We start from the raw sequence: 16,550 nt of genomic DNA, 5'->3' as shown, positions 1-16,550 counted from the left end.
AACGTCACCCGCTCCCGCCTGGGACGACTCGTTCGCCAGGGATTCCTCGAGCAACCCGGACGTGGCCGCTATCAGAAACGGACTTAACGCCCTCTGACAGCAGCTGATGGGTCATCACGGCGCTACGCCCCAGTCGAGTCGCCATCAGGCCAGGAGGGCCCACACCGTCAGGCCAATTCACGGGACAGCAAGCCTGAGGCAGCTCAGCTGGGCGAATGCCCCTCTCAGCTCCCAAGCGGTTCACCATGGCCCTTTCCGCCAGCCCTCACGCGGCGCGTGACCATCCGTCTCTCACCTGCGGAAACAGCCCCGGTCACGCCAAGCGGAGCTCTGCCGACGAATGGCGAAAAGCAGCGGAAGCGCACTCACAGCCATAGTGCGCCGGCGCCGCCCCTTCGAACCGTGGTTCTGCGACCATGACCCGGGGGCGTCACAGGGGCGGGAGGCACTGGTAGGCACTGATCAACCCGCCGCCGCGACGCCTCGGCCAACCGAGCCCCCACGGGACGAATTCTCAAGGCGGTGTCATCGCGGTCCTGCGAGGACAGCGCCACGGTTGTAGGGCCGGGCCGAAGAAACCCCCGCTGGCCTCCGCCAGCGCTGGATCCAGCCTTGGTGCAGCCCGGTCAGGACAGTCTTCTGCGGCCCGTCGTCGCCTCTCGAAGCAGTGCCGAGGCCGTCATCGTCGTACAAGCGCAACATGCGAGCAGCGCTCATCACCACGAACCTTCGAACCAAGATCCGGACCATACCCGGACCAGCCGTCCGCAGCTTGTGGCGATCAGAGCTGTTTTCGCTGGTCAAACCGCATCTGAGCCGTGTACCACCAGCAGACGAAGAACATTCTTTGTTCTTACAGCCCTCAGAAACTTGGCTTCTTCTAGAGCCTGAAGTCGCGTTGCCTGGAGGCATCGTTACGCTCCAGGCAACCCGACACGGTCGGTACCCACCGTAAGCAACTGAGGTCTTCGAGTTACTTTCTGACATCCAAGGGACTTACCGCCGGACCAGTCGCGGACCAACAGCGCCGAAGGACACCACTCCACGAGCCGCCCGCTCACGAGCGCAGCGACCCGCCGATACTCGGCAGCCGCGCCCAAACAGCCAGCAGTTCTGGGAGAGCTCTTCGACCTCCTGGTCGTCCTAAACGAATCCGCTTCGCGAGCGAAGGCTGCTCGCGGCGAGAACTGGCCTGCCGACGTGCACGAGCTGCCGAAGACCACGAAGAGGACAGCAGCCCGGAAAGGGCCGGGTATGAAGCGCTCCTCCCACCACACCAACCATTGCATCCCCTTTTAGCATTTTTACTCCAAATATCGGATACGCGGCTGAAGATAGGCGAGCGGGCCGTCAGCAGCCGCGCTCACACGCCGCCATGACCGAATCATGGAATTTCGGGTGAGCCGGCCCTTCGGAGATCCCACTCCCCCGGGCAGACGATCCCCGACCACGGGCGGGCCGGCCGTGGCCACGCTCCGTCCACGCACCACGCGCCACTGCCAACCCTCCGTGCGGCGGTGTTCGTGCTCGTCGGGACGGCGCTCGGGGTGCGTGCGCATCACCTGATCACCCGAGGGGCCGCTGCCGCGGCGGCAGTCCGCGCCAGCGGCCACGGCACTCTTCGCGGTGAACCTGGCCGCCACCGCGACGCCCGCGCTCGCCCGCTCGCCACTCGCGGTGCGCGGTGCCGCGCAGGCAGCGCTGCACTTGTGGCTCATAGCGCAGTACGGATACCCACTCGACCTGGCACGACCGGGCGCACGCCTCGTCGACGACGAACCGCCGTGCCCGCACAACCGACCTCAGCGGGCCCACGCCCGCAGGACCGTCCAGGTCTTCCACCCGGACCGCCGACCGTGCCCTTGATGAGCTTGATCAGCTTGATCAGCGAGTGACGCCGAGCGCGTCCTCTTCCGCCTGGTCCGCGTCGGCGGCGTCGCTGAGCCCGAGGCGCAGGTGCTCGATGTGGTACACGGCCTGATCAAGCAGTTCGGCCACATGGTTGTCGTACAGCGCGTAGATCACCGAGCGGCCCTGGCGCCGGCCCACGACCAGGCCGAGGTTGCGCAGCAGGCGCAGCTGGTGGGAGCAGGCGGACTGCTCCATACCGACCTCGGAGGCGAGTTCGGTGGCGGCGCAGGGTCCCTCGCGCAGGCGGGAGAGGATCAGCAGCCGGGAAGGCGTGGCCAGGGCCTGGAGGGTGGTGGCCACGCGGAGGGCACTGTCCGCGTCCAGACGGGTGCGCGGCACTGCGTTCTTCACGGGAGCTGCTCCATGGCCCATGCCAGCCATCATACAAGTGATACTTGAAGACCTCTTCATATGTATCTGTATTGTGGATGGGTCGGTATGCCCTGCCCAGACCTGCCCAGATGAGGGGTTCTTCGTCATGTCTTCCGCCCTGACCGAGAGACCCGCGCCCACCGTGACCGCGCGTCCGGACGCCGCCCCACGGCGACGGACCCGGGTCTTCGCGCTGCCCGAGGCCCGTTGGGCCGCAGCGGCCACGGTGCTGTTCTTGCTCGCGCTCCCGCTGCAACTGACTGGCGCGCCCGTCTGGGTGTGGGGTTCGCTGTACGCGCTCGCCTACGCCGCCGGCGGCTGGGAGTCCGCGCTGGCCGGGCTGCAGGCGCTGCGGGAGAAGACCCTCGACGTCGACCTGCTGATGATCGTGGCGGCACTGGGTGCGGCGGCCGCGGGCCAGGTGCTGGACGGTGCCCTGCTGATCGTCATCTTCGCCACTTCCGGCGCCCTGGAGGCGCTGGCCACCGCGCGCACCGCCGACTCGGTGCGCGGGCTTTTGGACCTGGCCCCGGCCACCGCGACCCGGCTGCTCGACCGCACTGAAGAAACCGTGCCCACCTCGGAGCTCGCCGTCGGCGACACGATCCTGGTGCGGCCCGGCGAGCGGATCGGCGCCGACGGCCGGGTACTGGACGGGGCGAGCGACGTCGACCAGGCCACCATCACCGGTGAGCCGCTCCCGGTCGCCAAGGAGCCGGGCGACGAGGTGTTCGCCGGCACCCTCAACGGCGCAGGCGCACTCCGCGTCAACGTCGAGCGCGACGCCTCGGTCTCGGTGATCGCCCGCATCGTGCAGATGGTCGAGGAGGCGGCCGAAACCAAGGCGCCCACCCAGCTGTTCATCGAGAAGGTCGAACAGCGTTATTCCGTCGGAATGGTGGCGGCGACCGTCGCCGTGTTCGCGGTGCCGCTCGCCTTCGGTGCCGCACTGACCGGCTCGCTGCTGCGGGCCATGACCTTCATGATCGTCGCCTCGCCGTGCGCGGTGGTGCTGGCGACCATGCCGCCGCTCCTGTCGGCGATCGCGAATGCCGGACGGCACGGTGTACTGGTCAAGTCCGCCGTGGTGATGGAACGCCTCGGCCAGGTCGACGCGGTCGCCCTGGACAAGACCGGCACGCTCACCGAGGGCACCCCGCGCGTGACCGACATCCGGCCGCTGCCCGGCTCCGGCGTGGACGAGGAAGAGTTGCTGGTCCTTGCCGCAGCGGCCGAGCACCCCAGCGAGCACCCGCTGGCCCGGGCCGTCGTGGACTCCGCCCGGGCCCGTGGTCTCGTTCTGCCCGTCGCGGAGGACTTCACCTCCGCCCCCGGCATCGGAGTCACCGCCACCGTCGACGGCCGCAAGATCGCGGTCGGTGCCCCCGCCCGGCTGCTGTCCGGTGCCGAGAACGCGCACACCGCCGTGGTCGCCGAACTGGAGGACGGCGGGCGCACCGCGGTGCTGGTGGTGGCCGACGGCACGCCGGCCGGAATCCTGGGCATCGCCGACCGGCTGCGCCCGGACGCCGCCGCCACCGTCGCCGCGCTCACCGCGCTCACCGGCACCGCCCCGATGCTGCTCACCGGCGACAACCCCCGCGCCGCCGCCCGCCTGGCCGGCGAAGTCGGCATCACCGACGTGCGCGCCGGGCTGCTCCCGCAGGACAAGGTGGCAGCGGTCAGAGAACAGCAACAGGCAAACCGCAAGGTTCTGGTCGTCGGCGACGGCGTCAACGACGCGCCCGCCCTGGCCGCCGCCCACACCGGCGTCGCCATGGGCCGGGCCGGCTCCGACCTCGCCCTGGAGACCGCCGACGCGGTCGTCGTCCGCGACGAACTGGCCACCGTGCCTGCCGTGGTGGCCCTTCCCGCCGGGCCCGCCGCCTGGTCGTGCAGAACCTCGTCATCGCCGCCGTGTTCATCTCCGGCCTCGTCGTCTGGGACCTGGCCGGCACCCTCCCCCTGCCTCTCGGCGTCCTCGGCCACGAGGGCTCGACCGTCATCGTCGGCCTCAACGGCCTGCGGCTGCTGCGCGAGGCCGCGTGGACCCGGGCTCTCACGGCGGGGCGACGCTGACCCGTTGCGCCCCACGGCCCGCTGCACCTGCGCCGGTGCGGCGGGCCGTTGCCGTCTGACCGCTTGGACAGGACTTCCGGCCGCAGAGACGTCACCGAGCAACACATGACTGACGATTCATATGGACATGGATTTCATTTTCATCTACGGTGGAGTGTGCCGACTCGGCACGAACCAATAGGGGGTGATGCGCCATGGGCGGCCGGATGACCCGGCAACGCAAGGCGGTCACGCGGACACTCGCGGGCTGCCAGGACTTCGTGTCGGCCCAGGAGTTGTACGCCCTTTTGGTGGCCGGCGACCACGAGATCGGTCTGACCACCGTCTACCGCGCCCTGCGCGAGCTGGAGGCGGACGGCGCCGTGGACGTCGTACGCGACGAGACGATCGGGCGGCTCTACCGGCTGCGCCCCGCCGACGGGCACCGCCACTACCTGATGTGCCGTGACTGCGGCCGCAGCCGGCCAGTGGACTCCGAGGTCGTCGAGGAGTGGGCGGGCCGGATCGCCGCCGACACCGGCTTCGCCGCGGTCGAGCACACCGTCGAACTCACCGGCGTCTGCGCCGCCTGTCTGCCCCGCACGCACGGAGGCCGGCCGTCCAGGGACCAAGGAGAAGAACCGTCATGCCACTGGGATCGCGCCCCGGCCCCCCAGGCCCCAGTCCGCAGATGCGCGAGCTGAAGGAAACCGTGCGCGCCCTGCTCGGACTCGATGACGACACCGCCGTCATGGTCCGCCAGCTCACCTGCACGGAACCGGGCTGCCCGCCGCTTGAAACGGTCGTCGCCGTGCTGCCGATAGAGGGCGAGCCCCGCCGCTGGACCCTGCACCGCCCCGCCGACCAGATCACCGAGGACGACCTGCGCGCCACCCTGCTCGCCCCTGAACAGCACGACTAGGAGACTGACTTGACCACCCTCGAACCCAGCGAGCCGCATGACGAGCGGGTCCCTGTCACCGTCCTGACCGGCTTCCTCGGCTCCGGAAAGACCACCCTCCTCAACCGCATCCTCACCGAGAACCACGGCATGAAGATCGCTGTCATCGAGAACGAGTTCGGCGAGGTCGGCATCGACGACGCCCTCGTCCTCGACGCCGAGGAAGAGATCTTCGAAATGAACAACGGCTGCATCTGCTGCACCGTGCGCGGAGATCTGATCCGCATCCTGGGCGCGCTGATGCGTCGGCGCGAGAAGTTCGACCGCATCCTCATCGAGACCACCGGGCTCGCCGACCCCGCGCCCGTCGCGCAGACCTTCTTCATGGACGACGAAATCGCCTCCCAGCTGCGGCTGGATGCCATCGTCACGCTCGTCGACGCCGCTCACGTGCTCCAACACCTGGACGAGGTCAAGCCCGAGGGCGTGGAGAACGAGGCCGTCGAGCAGATCGCCTTCGCCGACCGGATCGTGCTCAACAAGACCGACCTGGCCGACGAGAAGACGATCACCGCGGTCGAGGCCCGAGTACGGTCGATCAACGCCCCGGTGCAGATCCTGCGCGCCCAGCACGCCGCGATCGACCTCCACCAGGTTCTCGACGTGGGCGCGTTCGACCTGGAGCGGGTGCTCGCCGACGACCCCGCCTTCCTCACCGAGACCGAACACCAGCACGACACCACCGTCACCTCGGTCGGCATCGAGCTGGAAGGGGAACTCGACGAGGACCGGCTCAATGCCTGGCTCGGCACCCTGCTGCGTACCAAGGGCGTCGACCTCTTCCGCTCCAAGGGCATCCTCGCCATCGCCGGAGCGCCCAAGCAGTACGTCTTCCAGGGCGTGCACATGCTGCTGGACGGCACCTTCGGACGCGACTGGAGGGAAGGCGAATCCCGAACGAACAAGCTGGTGTTCATCGGCCGTGACCTCGACCGCGCGGTCCTCGAACGCGGTTTCGCCGACTGCCTGGCCACGGCGGGAGCGGTCGCGTGAGTACGACGGTTCAGTCCCCGCTCGCCTGGGAGGCCGGCGTCGATGACGCACCCGTCGCGCTCAGCGCACGGGGCGATCTTCTCGCCGTCGCGGGGGCCGAGGGGACCGTGAAGGTCCTCGACGCAGCCATGGGCGCCGAGATCGGGTCGTTCGACCTCCCCGGAGGCGCACTCGCGGTGGCGGTGTCCCCGGATGCCGGGCATGTGGTGGCGACCGGCCCGCTGGGATACGCACTGTGGCGCCGCTCCGACGGGCATACGACGGTGCGGGAGCCCGGCGCCTGGTCGGCCGCCGCTGCCTGGGCCGACAGTACTCGCGTCGCGGTCGCCGCCGGCCGTCGCGCGCTCGTACTCGACGCGGACGGCGGCGAGTTGTGGCGTACGGAACCCGCCGCGTCCACGGTCACCGACCTCGCCTGGATGCGGCAGGGGCGGCGCCTGGCCGTGGCCGCGTACGGCGCCGTGCGCTGCCACGAACGGCACACCCAGATGCCGGTCGCCACCTACCCCTACGTGGGCTCCCACCTTGCACTCGCCGTCGCACCCACCGGCAAGTGGATCTGCAGCGGCAACCAGGACGCCTCCATCCACATCTGGCGCGCCCGCGACGGCGGCGAGCTGACCATGTCCGGCTACCCGGAGAAGGTCTCCCGGCTCGCCTTCGACGACACCGGCTTCTGGCTGGCCGCCGACGGCGCACCCGACGTGACCGTGTGGGACTTCTCCGGCAAGGGCCCGGAGGGCACGGCACCGCGCTCGCTGCGCTGCCACGAGACAGTCACCGCGCTCGCCTGGCGGCCGGGCGCGGCCGGGCACCTCGCCAGCGGCGGCGCCGACGGGACCGTAGCCCTGTGGTATGCCACGGCCGGGCGGCCGCAGGCACGCCTGCGGCCGGTGCGCGAACTGGACGGCACTGGTGCGGCGGTTGCGGCGCTGGCCTGGGCGGGCCCACACCTGCTGGCCGTCGCGTGGCAGGACGGCCGTATCCGGACCTACGGCGTGCCGTCCCGGACCGCGCTGTGAACCGCTCCGTGATCCGGGCGGCCGCTCCCCGGCCGTGCACCCTCGTCGTGTGCCGGGGCTGCTGCTGCGGCAACCCGCGCAAGCACCCGGGCACCGACCACGCCTGGCAACTGGACCGGCTGCGCGCCGGCGCGGCGGAAGGCGGCTTCCAGGTCCGTACGACCGACTGCCTCGGCCCCTGCGACCAGGCCAACGTCATCGTCGTCCAGCCCTCGACCGCCGGGCGCCGGGCCGGAGGACGAGCCGTCTGGGTCGGCTTCGCGATGGACGACGACTGCACCGACGACCTGCTGCGCTGGGCAGCACAGGGCGGACCCGGCATCGCCGAACCACCCGCCACCCTGGCCCTGCAGCTCATCCGCCCACCGCGCGAGGCCCGCACCCGTGCACGCCGATGACCTCGAGCCGGGCGGCCGCGACGTCCTCGCGGCCGCCCGGCTCGACGAAGCCACCGCCGCCTCGGTCGCCGCGACGCTCCAGGCCCTTGCCACGCCGTCGCGTCTGCTGATCCTCACCACCCTGCGGCAGCGCCCGTACCCGGTCGGCGAACTCGCCGCCGCCGTCGGCATGGAACAGTCCGCCGTCTCCCACCAACTGCGCCTGCTACGCGCGCTCGGCCTGGTCACGGGGCGCCGCGACGGTCGCCGCATCGTCTACAGCCTGTACGACGACCACGTCGCCCAGCTCCTCGACCAGGCCGTCCACCACATCGAGCACCTGCGCCTGGGGGTGCGCGACCTGGGCTGACCGCGGATCCCAGCCGTCGCACCGTCCTCAGGCGTTGAATACATGCATGAGTTGCTATATATTAACTTCGCGATGGGTGGTCTGCGGGAGACCGCCCGCAGACCACCGAACAGCAACCCAGGAGCAGGACATGACCAGCGCCACCGAGCACCGCACGCACGACGGCCACACCCACACCCACGGCGAGGGCTGCGGCCACGTCGCCGTCCCGCACGGCGATCACACCGACTACGTGCACGACGGCCACCTTCACAAGTCGCACGACGGTCATGCCGACGAGTGCGCGACCGTCGGCCACACCACCCATGAGGGCCACGACCACCAGCACGGCGAGGACTGCGGCCACGTGGCCGTGCCGCACGAGGGCCATGTCGACTATGTGCACGACGGCCACCGCCACGCCGCCCACGAGGGACACTGGGACGACCACTGAGCCGACCCTGGATCCGCGGCTTCACGAACCGAGAACCATTTTCACATGCTAATGTATGCATGTGACGACTCCCGCTTCTCCGACACCGCCGATGGACGAGCCGATGCGGGCCTTGCAGCCGGCCAGTGACCTTCTCAGGGCGCTGGCCTCGCCCGTCCGCATCGGCATCGTCCGTGAACTGTCCCGGGGCGGGAAGTACGTCCACGAACTGGTCGACGCCCTGGGGGTGAGCCAGCCGCTGGTCTCCCAGCACCTGCGCGTCCTGCGCACCTCCCGCATCGTGACGGCGCGGCGTCAGGCCCGGGAGATCCAGTATGTCCTCACCGATGACCACGTCGCCCACATAGTGTTGGACGCCATCCGTCACTCCCAGGAGTAGCCCGTCAGTTGAGGTGGGCGACCTGTCGCGGCGCAGGGGCCGCGCGGAGCCGGTCGGGCAGCGTGCCGTCGTCGGGAATCCCGGCCCGCAGCCACACTCCGACCTCCCCGACGTCGGCCTCGGTCACGAGCGGGCCCAAGCGTACGACGGCCCCAATGGGCCTGCGGTCGGCCCCGCACGGCTGCACGGCGGCATGCAGGCCGCGGACGCTCCGGCAGTGCAGCACCTTCCCCAGGCAACCTGTGGAGACCATCACCCCGTGCGGGCAGCCCCGGACCGCGCGGCGCAGCCCGTCCATCACCCGCCCGGTCGCCCCTGCATGACATGAGCCGCAGACGACAAGAGCGAAAGGGCGGCCCTGACGGTCGCCTGCCGCATCACCCTTCTCCGCGCCTCCTCCGTACGGGTCAAAGACATCCCCTGTTTGCGCCACGGGTGACCCAACTTGCCTGGTGATCCCTCAAGTTGGAGCACGCGTGATTTGACACCATCCCGACTCGCCACCAGCCTATGCACATGACATCCATTTTCAATAGGAGTGGCTGAGTTATGCGCGTTGCCTTCGTGGGCAAGGGCGGCAGCGGCAAGACGACCTTGTCCGCCCTCTTCTCCCGTCACCTGACGCACTCAGGTGCGCCCGTCGTCGCGATCGACGGCGACATCAACCAGCACCTGGCCCACGCCCTCGGCCTCGGCGAGGACGAGTCGTTCGCCGCCCCGCCGCTCAGCGCGCGGACCGGCGAGATCAAGGACTACCTGCGGGGCACCAACCCACGGATCGCCTCGCGCGAGGCCATGGTCAAGACGACGCCACCCGGACGCGGCTCCCGGCTGCTGCGGCTGCTCGGCGACGATGAGATCCACGCCCACCATGTCCAGGAGGTCGACGGCGTGCCGCTCATGGTCACCGGCGCCTTCGGCGAGAGCGACCTCGGGGTGGCCTGCTACCACTCCAAGCTCGGCACGGTCGAGCTGTATCTCAATCACCTCGTCGACGGCCCCGGCGAGTACGTCGTCGTTGACATGACCGCCGGAGCCGACGCCTTCGCCTCCGGCCTGTTCACCCGCTTCGACATGACGTTCCTGGTCGTGGAGCCGACCCGCAAGAGCGTCTCCGTCTACCGCCAGTACCGCGACCACGCCGCCGAGTTCGGCATCCCCATCGCGGTCGTCGGCAACAAAGTCACCGGCGAGGACGACCTGCTCTTCCTCAAGGAGCACGTCGGCGACGACCTGCTCGCCCACTGCGTGCAGTCTTCCTACGTCCGCGCCCACGAACAGGGCCGCGGCCACGGCGCGCTCGAACCGCACAACACCCACACGCTGGACCGGCTGCGCGAGGCGGTGGACGCCCGCCCCAAGGACTGGACGGCCTTCCAGCAGCACGCCGTCGAGTTCCACCTGCGCAACGCCGCCGCCTGGGCCAACGAGGCCACCGGTCAGGACCTCGCCGCCCAGGTCGACCCGGACTTCCAGCACGGCCCCTCAGCACTGGCCGCCCTCGCCTGACCCTCGCCCGTCTCAAGCACCGAACCACAGAACAGGACAGCCTTATGTCGCTCGACGTCTCCCCGCAGCTGCTCGCCAAAGCCGAGAACGGCGAGGTGCGGGAAGCGGACTTCGTGGAAACCATCCGCACGTCCCTGCCGTACGCCTACAGCCTCATCGCCCGCCTGGCGGACGAACTGCGTTCCGGTAAGGCAGAGTTCGCGGACAACCAGACCCCGCCGCCCTCCGAGAAGGAACGCGGCCAGCTGCTGCGCGCACTGTCCAGCGACGCGATCCGCGGCAGCCTGGAACGCCACTTCGACATCGCCCTCGCTTTCCAGAACTGCCACAGGGTGGCCGCCTTCCGCCCTGAGGCTCGCGGCGGCGAAACGCACACCCGCTTCACCTCCCTGCGCGCGCAGATCCTCAACCAGTCGCCGGAGTTCCGCGACTGCTGAACCGCTGACGGCGGGGTCAGTGGATCGCGAACACGCTCCCGGGCGGTCGTACACCCGGTCGAGAGGTGGCAATGATTTTCATCACGTTGAAATGAAAATCATTCCCATCTAGCGTGGAGAGTGTCGCCACACGGTCGACGCGTGCCCGCCGCGCGTCCGGCATCGCCCGAAGGAGCTCCCGCATGTCCACCGCCCCCGCCTCCCGTTCCGTCCGGCCGACCGCGAGGATCGCACTGGTCACCGCGACGGCCGCCCTGACGGCCGTGACGGCGACCGCCTGCTCGACCTCCTCCTCGCACACCAGCAACACGGCCGCGACCGGCAGTGGCAGCGGCTCGGGCAAGACGATCCAGGTGGTGGCGGCGGAGAACTTCTGGGGCAGCATCGCCTCGCAGCTCGGCGGCAGCCACGTGAAGGTGACCAGCGTCATCACCAACCCGGCCACCGACCCGCACGACTACGAGCCGACGGCTGCCGACGCCCGCACCGTGGCCGGCGCCCGGTACACGATCGTCAACGGCATCGGCTACGACGCCTGGGCCGACAAGCTCCTGGCCGCCAACCCCGGCACCGGACGCACCCAGCTCAAGGTCGGCGACCTGGTCGGCATCAAGCCGGGCGGCAACCCGCACCGCTGGTACTCCCCGGACAACGTCCACCAGGTCATCGAGAAGATCACCGCCGACTACAAGAAGATCGACCCGGCCGACGCCTCCTACTTCGACCAGCAGAAGACGACCTACGAGACGAAGACGCTCGCCGGCTACAACAAGCTCATCGCCGACATCAAGGCGAAGTACGCGGGCACCCCGATCGGCGCTTCCGAGTCCATCGTCACGCCGCTCGCCGAGAGCCTGGGGCTGAAGATGCTGACCCCGGAGACGTTCCTGGACGCCATGAACGAGGGCTCCGACCCCACGGCCAAGGACAAGGCCACCATCGACCAGCAGATCAAGAGCAAGAAGATCAAGATCTACGTCTACAACTCCCAGAACTCCACGCCGGACGTGCAGGCGCAGGTCAAGCAGGCCAAGGCGGAAGGCATCCCGGTCGCCACCGTCACCGAGACCCTCACCCCCGCCGGCGCCTCCTTCCAGCAGTGGCAGACCAGCGAACTCCAGGGCATAGAGCAGGCCCTGGCCAAGGCCACCGGGAAGTGAACTGAAGCCATGAACCCGATAGCGAAGGCCCGCGAGGCCGTCACACACGCCCACACCGTCCCTAACCGCCGCACAGGCGGCCACGACACGGCATCAGCCAGCGGAGGCGATCCGGTGGTCGCCCTGCGCGGGGCGGCCGTGCGGGTCGGCGGCCGGACGTTGTGGTCGGGTGTGGACCTTCGCATCGGGGCCGGCGAGTTCACCGCGGTGCTCGGCCCCAACGGCGTCGGCAAGTCGACCATGATCAAGGTGCTGCTGGGCGCTCTGCCGACGGCGGCCGGCGAGGTTCAGGTGCGCGGGGCCCGCCCCGGGCAGGCCAACGACCGCATCGGCTATCTGCCGCAGCGGCGCAGCTTCGACGCCAACCTGCGCATCCGCGGCGTGGATGTGGTGCGCATGGGCCTGGACGGTGACCGGTGGGGGGTGCCGCTGCCGTTCCCGAGCGCGCGTCGGCGGTCCGCCCGTGCGCGGGTGGACGAGGTGATCGAGCTGGTCGGGGCGTCGGCCTACGCCCACCGGCCGATCGGGCAGTGCTCCGGCGGCGAGCAGCAGCGGCTTCTGATCGCCCAGGCACTGGTCCGAAGGCCCGAACTGCTCCTGCTCGACGAGCCGCTGGACAGCCTCGACCTGCCCAACCAGAGCGCGGTCGCCGCGCTGATCGGGCGCATCTGCCACCAGGAGGGCGTGTCGGTGGTCATGGTCGCCCATGACGTGAACCCGATACTCCACCACCTGGACCGGGTGGTGTACCTGGCCGAGGGCGGCGCCGCCACCGGCACACCGACCGAGGTCATCACCTCCGAGACGCTGACCCGGCTGTACGGCACACCGGTCGAGGTGCTGCGGACCTCGGACGGTCGGCTGGTCGTGGTGGGCCAGCCGGAGCCGCCCGCGGTGCACACCGACCGGCACGACACCCCCGGGAGCGGTCATGCTGCTGGCTGAGACAGGGGCACCCACCTGGTCGTGGAACCTCCTGGCCGACTTCCAGGAGATGTGGTCGTACCCGTTCATGGTGAATGCTTTCCGCGCGGGTGCGGTCGTGGCCGTGGTCTCCGGGGTCGTGGGGTGGTTCGTGGTGCTGCGGCGGCAGACGTTCGCCGCGCACACCGTCTCCACCGTCGCCTTCCCCGGCGCCGCCGGGGCCCTCCTGCTCGGAGTGAGCGCGGTCTACGGCTACTTCGCCCTGTGCGTGGCCGCCGCGCTGGTCATCGCTGCCCTGCGGGGCGGCGGTGAGCACGAGGAGTCGGCGCTCACGGGGACGGTGCAGGCGTTCCTGCTGGCCTGCGGCTTCCTGTTCACCGCCCTGTACAGAGGGCTGTTGGAGGGACCGCAGACCATCCTCTTCGGCACCTTCCTGGGAATCACCTCCTCCCAAGTGACCGTACTGATGGTGGTCGGTGCGGTGGTGCTCGCAGTGCTCGCGCTGATCGGACGGCCCCTGCTGTTCGCATCCGTCGACCCGCAGGTCGCCGCAGGACGCGGGGTGCCGGTCCGCACCCTGTCGGTGGTCTTCCTGGTCCTCCTCGGTGCGGCCACCGCCGAGGCGAGCCAGATCACCGGAACCCTCCTGGTCTTCGCCCTCATGGTGATCCCGGCCGCCACCGCGCAAGTCCTCACCGCCCGCCCGGTGCTGAGCCTGGCCCTGGCCGTCCTGCTGGCCTTCGCCGCGACCTGGCTGGGGCTGACCGCCGCCTACTACTCGCCCTACCCTCTGGGCTTCTTCGTGACGACCATCGCCTTCGCCGGCTACCTGCTCGCCCAGGGCTGGCGCTCGCTGCGCGAGCTGCTCGACCGGGCCGGAGACGACCGGACCGGGGTTGTGACCACCGGCAGGGAGGTGGTCGTATGACCATCCTGCTCGCCGCCTCCCCGCTGTCCCAGCCGTTCTTCCAGCACGCCCTCTTCGCCGGGACCGCCGTCGCCGCCGCATCCGGACTGGTCGGCTACTTCCTGGTCCTGCGCGCCCAGGTTTTCACCGGCGACGCGCTCAGCCACGTCGCCTTCACCGGCGCGATGGCCGCCCTCGCCTGCGGTGCCGACCTTCGTCTTGGACTGTTCGCCGCCACGATCGGCATGGCGCTGCTGTTCGGCGCCCTTGGCCGCCGGGCACGGCCTGACGACGTGGTCATAGGGAGCGTCCTCTCCTGGATCCTGGGCCTGGGCGCCTTCTTCATCACCCTCTACACCACCTCCCGCAGAACCACCAACGGCACCGCCGGCGTCAGCGTGCTGTTCGGCTCCATCTTCGGCATCTCCGCCGGCAGCGCGATCGTCGCCGCCCTGGTGGCCACCGCGGTCGGCCTGCTGGTGGTCCTCATCGCCCGACCACTGCTGTTCGCCACGCTCGACGAGGCCGTGGCCGCCGCCCGCGGGGTACCGGTACGGCTGCTCGGGTACGGCTTCCTCGCTCTCGCCGGAATCAGTGCCGCCGAGGCCACCCAGGCGGTCGGCTCCCTGCTCCTGCTCGGCCTGCTCGCCGCCCCCGCCGGCGCCGCGATCCGCCTCACCGACCGCCCCTACCGTGCGCTCGCCCTCTCCGCCGGCCTGGCCGTGCTGGAGATGTGGGCGGGACTGTTCGCCTCCTACACGGTGCCGAAGATGCCACCGAGCTTCGCCATCATGGCCGCCGCCACGGCCGTATACGCCGCGACCTTCGCTGTACGACGACCCGCCCACGGTCCTCGTACGCGAACGACCGTCCCCGCCAGCACCTGAGTGAAGGCCCGCTGATGGAACGCGACCGACAGCACGCCCCCACACCATTGGCCGACGTCACGCTGATCGGTCGGCATACCCAGCAGCGCACCGTCGTGGTCGAGGCGCTCATCCAGGCCCAGGGATTCGTCGGCGCCCAGACGCTCCACAACCGTCTCGCCGCCGACGGCTCACCGGTCGGCCTCTCCACGGTCTACCGCACCCTGACCGCCCTGGCCTCCGCCGGCCGGGCCGACATGGTCCGCGACACCAGCGGCGAACGCCTCTTCCGCTACCGCCCGGGACCCGAACACCGCCACTACCTCATCTGCACCAAATGCGGCCTGAGCCGACCCGTCGACTCCGGCCCGGTGGAGGAATGGGCCGACACCATCGCACGAACCTCCGGGTTCGCGAACGTCCGGCACACGGTCGAGCTGTCCGGAGTATGCCCGGACTGCGGCCAGCGGCAGACGGCGGCCGAACCCCAGTGAACACCAGCGCCACTCCCCTTCCGGCGTGATCCCCGTCAAGGGCAGCAATCGCACCCCAAAGCACAGCCACAGGCATCCGCCTCCCGCCGGCCCGGCGCCCCGCGCGACGGCCGACGGCGTTGCGCAGCACCCCTCCCCACGCCACGCGTCACGCCCCTCCTTCACCGCGACCGCGGCGACGGCCAGGGCAGCGAGCGAATCGGCCCACGACCAGCCGAACACGGCATTGGCGACCAGGCCCAGCAGCAGCACCACCGACAAATAGGTGCACAGCAAAGTCTGCTTGGAGTCGGCCACGGCCGATGCGGAGCCCAGTTCCCGTCCGGCGCGGCGCTGGGCCGCCGACAGGACCGGCATGACCACGAGCGACAAGGCAGCCAGCACGATCCCAGGCAGCGAACGCGTGGCCTCACCTGTGCCGGTCAGGGCCCGTACGGCATCGACGGTGACGTACGCGGCGAGCGCGAAGAACGACAGCGCGATGATCCGCAACGCGGTCTTCTCGCGGGCCTCGCGCACCGCGTGCTCGCGCGCGGAGAACTGCCAGGCGACGGTGGCGGCGGAGGAGACCTCGATGACGGAGTCGAGACCGAAACCGATCAGCGCGGTGGACGAAGCCAGTGTCCCAGCCGTGAGGGCGACGGCCGCCTCGACGGCGTTGTAGGTGATGGTCGCGGCGACCAGCAACCGTATCCGCCGGGCAAGCACACCGCGCCTGGCCGGGTCGGGGCCGAGGGACAGGGACATCTCTGCGCTCACGGTCAGCAGCACCCCTTGTCGTCGGCATCGACGCACGTGCGGTCGCCCTCGACGGCGACCACGGCGGTGCGCAGGTCGTCGAGCGCGTGACCGAGGCGTTCGTCGGCGAGTTCGTAACGGGTGCGGCGGCCGTCGGGGACGGTGACGACCAGGCCGCAGTCACGCAGGCAGGCGAGGTGGTTGGACAGCCTGGTGCGGGAGACGTTCAGCGCGTCGGCGAGGTCGGCGGGATAGGCGGGTGCTTCCTGCAGGGCGAGCAGGATGCGGCAGCGGATCGGATCGGCGAGCGCCCGGCCGAACCGGACGAGGACCTCGATGTCGGAGGCAACAGTCAGCACCCCGCCAACGATACACAGATTTCTGAATTCAGGGAACCGTGAACTGTAGCCATTGGGTAATGGTGTTCATTTTCATATAGCCTCCGTCATCCCAACCAGGAGGACCCCATGGCCGTTCCCAAGCGGAAGATGTCCCGCAGCAACACCCGCCACCGCCGCGCCCAGTGGAAGGCGACCACGCCCACGCTCGTCCCGGTCACCGTCGACGGAGTCTCGTACCTGGTACCGCAGCGGCTGAAGAAGGCGTACGAGCGCGGTCTGCTGCGCCCCGAGGGCTGAC

General features: G+C 70.0%; 20 protein-coding genes and 2 pseudogenes. 18 read left to right on the top strand and 4 right to left on the bottom strand.

What is annotated here, in order from left to right; genetic code table 11:
• The first annotated feature begins 1,626 nt into the window (after positions 1-1,626).
• Positions 1,627-1,866 carry a hypothetical protein gene (locus tag ACZ3TS_RS31315; RefSeq protein ID WP_467624556.1) on the top strand — a complete coding sequence of 80 codons (240 nt, stop codon included), beginning with the start codon at positions 1,627-1,629 and terminating at the stop codon, positions 1,864-1,866.
• Positions 1,867-1,884: 18 nt separating this feature from the next.
• Here ACZ3TS_RS31315 and ACZ3TS_RS31310 read toward each other — a convergent pair whose 3' ends face one another.
• Entirely contained in the window at positions 1,885-2,283 is a 399-nt protein-coding gene (locus ACZ3TS_RS31310) for an ArsR/SmtB family transcription factor (RefSeq protein WP_467624553.1), read from the bottom strand.
• Between the two features lie 106 nt (positions 2,284-2,389).
• Between ACZ3TS_RS31310 and ACZ3TS_RS31305 the strand changes: the two are divergent.
• From ACZ3TS_RS31305 to ACZ3TS_RS31265, 9 genes and pseudogenes are all read left to right on the top strand, one after another.
• Positions 2,390-4,362 (top strand): annotated as a pseudogene (locus ACZ3TS_RS31305) (heavy metal translocating P-type ATPase).
• Positions 4,363-4,568: 206 nt separating this feature from the next.
• Positions 4,569-5,045, top strand: a complete 477-nt coding sequence (locus tag ACZ3TS_RS31300; RefSeq protein WP_467624551.1) for a Fur family transcriptional regulator — start codon at positions 4,569-4,571, stop codon at positions 5,043-5,045.
• Positions 5,033-5,263 (top strand): hypothetical protein, encoded by a 231-nt coding sequence (locus ACZ3TS_RS31295; protein ID WP_467624548.1) that lies wholly within the window; start codon positions 5,033-5,035, stop codon positions 5,261-5,263. Before ACZ3TS_RS31300 ends, ACZ3TS_RS31295 begins: the two co-directional genes overlap by 13 nt.
• 9 nt (positions 5,264-5,272) lie before the next feature.
• Positions 5,273-6,295, top strand: a complete 1,023-nt coding sequence (locus ACZ3TS_RS31290; protein ID WP_467624546.1) for a CobW family GTP-binding protein — start codon at positions 5,273-5,275, stop codon at positions 6,293-6,295.
• Positions 6,292-7,317, top strand: coding sequence for a WD40 repeat domain-containing protein (locus ACZ3TS_RS31285; protein ID WP_467624544.1), 1,026 nt, complete (start codon positions 6,292-6,294; stop codon positions 7,315-7,317). The genes ACZ3TS_RS31290 and ACZ3TS_RS31285 overlap by 4 nt, the downstream gene beginning before the upstream one ends.
• A complete protein-coding gene (locus tag ACZ3TS_RS31280; RefSeq protein ID WP_467624542.1) occupies positions 7,314-7,715 on the top strand; it encodes a (2Fe-2S) ferredoxin domain-containing protein in 402 nt (133 codons plus the stop codon). The genes ACZ3TS_RS31285 and ACZ3TS_RS31280 overlap by 4 nt, the downstream gene beginning before the upstream one ends.
• Positions 7,702-8,064, top strand: a complete 363-nt coding sequence (locus tag ACZ3TS_RS31275; RefSeq protein ID WP_467624540.1) for an ArsR/SmtB family transcription factor — start codon at positions 7,702-7,704, stop codon at positions 8,062-8,064. The genes ACZ3TS_RS31280 and ACZ3TS_RS31275 overlap by 14 nt, the downstream gene beginning before the upstream one ends.
• A gap of 130 nt (positions 8,065-8,194) precedes the next feature.
• Complete coding sequence (locus ACZ3TS_RS31270) at positions 8,195-8,497, top strand: hypothetical protein (RefSeq protein ID WP_467624537.1); 303 nt, start codon at positions 8,195-8,197, stop codon at positions 8,495-8,497.
• A gap of 103 nt (positions 8,498-8,600) precedes the next feature.
• Positions 8,601-8,876 carry an ArsR/SmtB family transcription factor gene (locus ACZ3TS_RS31265; protein ID WP_467624535.1) on the top strand — a complete coding sequence of 92 codons (276 nt, stop codon included), beginning with the start codon at positions 8,601-8,603 and terminating at the stop codon, positions 8,874-8,876.
• Between the two features lie 4 nt (positions 8,877-8,880).
• Here the strand turns inward: ACZ3TS_RS31265 and ACZ3TS_RS31260 are convergent, their stop codons facing one another.
• Positions 8,881-9,003: a hypothetical protein gene (locus tag ACZ3TS_RS31260; protein ID WP_467624533.1), complete on the bottom strand. Its 123-nt coding sequence runs from the start codon at positions 9,001-9,003 to the stop codon at positions 8,881-8,883.
• Positions 9,004-9,425: 422 nt separating this feature from the next.
• On the opposite strand from ACZ3TS_RS31260, the gene ACZ3TS_RS31255 reads away from it, so the two are divergent.
• The 7 genes from ACZ3TS_RS31255 to ACZ3TS_RS31225 all read left to right on the top strand — a co-directional run bounded on the left by ACZ3TS_RS31255 (position 9,426) and on the right by ACZ3TS_RS31225 (position 15,173).
• Complete coding sequence (locus ACZ3TS_RS31255; RefSeq protein WP_467624531.1) at positions 9,426-10,385, top strand: ATP-binding protein; 960 nt, start codon at positions 9,426-9,428, stop codon at positions 10,383-10,385.
• 44 nt (positions 10,386-10,429) lie between these two features.
• Positions 10,430-10,822 carry an SCO5389 family protein gene (locus ACZ3TS_RS31250; RefSeq protein WP_467624528.1) on the top strand — a complete coding sequence of 131 codons (393 nt, stop codon included), beginning with the start codon at positions 10,430-10,432 and terminating at the stop codon, positions 10,820-10,822.
• 182 nt (positions 10,823-11,004) lie between these two features.
• Complete coding sequence (locus ACZ3TS_RS31245; RefSeq protein ID WP_467624526.1) at positions 11,005-11,982, top strand: metal ABC transporter solute-binding protein, Zn/Mn family; 978 nt, start codon at positions 11,005-11,007, stop codon at positions 11,980-11,982.
• 9 nt (positions 11,983-11,991) lie between these two features.
• On the top strand, positions 11,992-12,927 hold the full coding sequence (locus ACZ3TS_RS31240; RefSeq protein WP_467624525.1) for a metal ABC transporter ATP-binding protein: 936 nt from the start codon (positions 11,992-11,994) through the stop codon (positions 12,925-12,927).
• Positions 12,914-13,834 (top strand): metal ABC transporter permease, encoded by a 921-nt coding sequence (locus ACZ3TS_RS31235; RefSeq protein WP_467624522.1) that lies wholly within the window; start codon positions 12,914-12,916, stop codon positions 13,832-13,834. Before ACZ3TS_RS31240 ends, ACZ3TS_RS31235 begins: the two co-directional genes overlap by 14 nt.
• Positions 13,831-14,700 (top strand): metal ABC transporter permease, encoded by an 870-nt coding sequence (locus ACZ3TS_RS31230; RefSeq protein ID WP_467624520.1) that lies wholly within the window; start codon positions 13,831-13,833, stop codon positions 14,698-14,700. Before ACZ3TS_RS31235 ends, ACZ3TS_RS31230 begins: the two co-directional genes overlap by 4 nt.
• Before the next feature lie 14 nt (positions 14,701-14,714).
• A complete protein-coding gene (locus tag ACZ3TS_RS31225; protein ID WP_467624518.1) occupies positions 14,715-15,173 on the top strand; it encodes a Fur family transcriptional regulator in 459 nt (152 codons plus the stop codon).
• A gap of 35 nt (positions 15,174-15,208) precedes the next feature.
• Here ACZ3TS_RS31225 and ACZ3TS_RS31220 read toward each other — a convergent pair.
• Both ACZ3TS_RS31220 and ACZ3TS_RS31215 read right to left on the bottom strand, forming a co-directional pair.
• Positions 15,209-15,920, bottom strand: a pseudogene (locus ACZ3TS_RS31220) (cation efflux transmembrane domain-containing protein).
• Between the two features lie 14 nt (positions 15,921-15,934).
• Entirely contained in the window at positions 15,935-16,270 is a 336-nt protein-coding gene (locus tag ACZ3TS_RS31215) for an ArsR/SmtB family transcription factor (RefSeq protein ID WP_467624516.1), read from the bottom strand.
• Between the two features lie 108 nt (positions 16,271-16,378).
• Here ACZ3TS_RS31215 and rpmF point away from each other — a divergent pair, with 108 nt between their 5' ends.
• Positions 16,379-16,549, top strand: coding sequence for a 50S ribosomal protein L32 (gene rpmF, locus ACZ3TS_RS31210; protein ID WP_467624514.1), 171 nt, complete (start codon positions 16,379-16,381; stop codon positions 16,547-16,549).
• Position 16,550 lies beyond the last annotated feature (1 nt).

The sequence above is a fragment of the Streptomyces sp. NPDC022910 genome (assembly GCF_055561075.1).
The sequence above is the reverse complement of the archived record's forward strand: the minus strand, read 5'-3'. Positions and strand labels throughout refer to the sequence as shown.

What these genes read in the sequence shown, in the direction of transcription:
- ACZ3TS_RS31240 (WP_467624525.1), top strand. Translation starts at nt 11,992, where the DNA reads ATGAACCCGATAGCGAAGGCCCGCGAGGCCGTCACACACGCCCACACC.
- ACZ3TS_RS31270 (WP_467624537.1), top strand. Translation starts at nt 8,195, where the DNA reads ATGACCAGCGCCACCGAGCACCGCACGCACGACGGCCACACCCACACC.
- ACZ3TS_RS31235 (WP_467624522.1), top strand. Translation starts at nt 12,914, where the DNA reads ATGCTGCTGGCTGAGACAGGGGCACCCACCTGGTCGTGGAACCTCCTG.
- ACZ3TS_RS31310 (WP_467624553.1), bottom strand. Translation starts at nt 2,283, where the DNA reads ATGGGCCATGGAGCAGCTCCCGTGAAGAACGCAGTGCCGCGCACCCGT.
- ACZ3TS_RS31230 (WP_467624520.1), top strand. Translation starts at nt 13,831, where the DNA reads ATGACCATCCTGCTCGCCGCCTCCCCGCTGTCCCAGCCGTTCTTCCAG.
- ACZ3TS_RS31225 (WP_467624518.1), top strand. Translation starts at nt 14,715, where the DNA reads ATGGAACGCGACCGACAGCACGCCCCCACACCATTGGCCGACGTCACG.
- ACZ3TS_RS31300 (WP_467624551.1), top strand. Translation starts at nt 4,569, where the DNA reads ATGACCCGGCAACGCAAGGCGGTCACGCGGACACTCGCGGGCTGCCAG.
- rpmF (WP_467624514.1), top strand. Translation starts at nt 16,379, where the DNA reads ATGGCCGTTCCCAAGCGGAAGATGTCCCGCAGCAACACCCGCCACCGC.
- ACZ3TS_RS31265 (WP_467624535.1), top strand. Translation starts at nt 8,601, where the DNA reads ATGCGGGCCTTGCAGCCGGCCAGTGACCTTCTCAGGGCGCTGGCCTCG.
- ACZ3TS_RS31245 (WP_467624526.1), top strand. Translation starts at nt 11,005, where the DNA reads ATGTCCACCGCCCCCGCCTCCCGTTCCGTCCGGCCGACCGCGAGGATC.
- ACZ3TS_RS31255 (WP_467624531.1), top strand. Translation starts at nt 9,426, where the DNA reads ATGCGCGTTGCCTTCGTGGGCAAGGGCGGCAGCGGCAAGACGACCTTG.
- ACZ3TS_RS31295 (WP_467624548.1), top strand. Translation starts at nt 5,033, where the DNA reads ATGCGCGAGCTGAAGGAAACCGTGCGCGCCCTGCTCGGACTCGATGAC.
- ACZ3TS_RS31250 (WP_467624528.1), top strand. Translation starts at nt 10,430, where the DNA reads ATGTCGCTCGACGTCTCCCCGCAGCTGCTCGCCAAAGCCGAGAACGGC.